Source organism: Cytophagales bacterium (assembly GCA_019456305.1).
Taxonomy (GTDB): Bacteria; Bacteroidota; Bacteroidia; order Cytophagales; family VRUD01; genus VRUD01.
Genome location: VRUD01000034.1, coordinates 42,775 through 43,328, shown reverse-complemented (window position 1 = coordinate 43,328; position 554 = coordinate 42,775).

Sequence of the window (554 nt, the reverse complement as noted above, 5' to 3'; positions counted from 1 at the left end):
TCTTTAAAATAATGCCCGATGGAACCGGCTATGCCAAACTCCTTGACTTCGCAGGCGCAACAAACGGAAGTTATCCTAGAGGCTCTCTTATTTCTGACAGTGGCTTTGTTTATGGAACGACATCAGTTGGCGGTTCTGCAAATGTTGGAATAGTATTCAAATATCAGTATTGTGCCGCAGTTACATTTTCACAATCACCCACCCTTTGCGCTGGGCAAAGCGTAACCGTTGGAACAAACACTTATACCGTAAGCGGTACTTATACCGATACATTAACTTCCTTTCAAGGTTGCGACAGCATAGTAACAACTAATTTAACTGTGCTGCCTGCCAACACATTCTCACAATCACCCACCCTTTGCTCAGGACAAAGCATAACCGTTGGAACAAACACTTACACCGTGAGCGGAACTTATACCGATACATTAACAGCAGTAAACAGTTGCGATAGTATTGTTACAACTAACTTAACTGTGCTTCCTGCAAACACTTTTTCACAATCTCCTGTTGTGTGTGCAGGACAAAGCGTAACCGTTGGAACAAACACTTACACC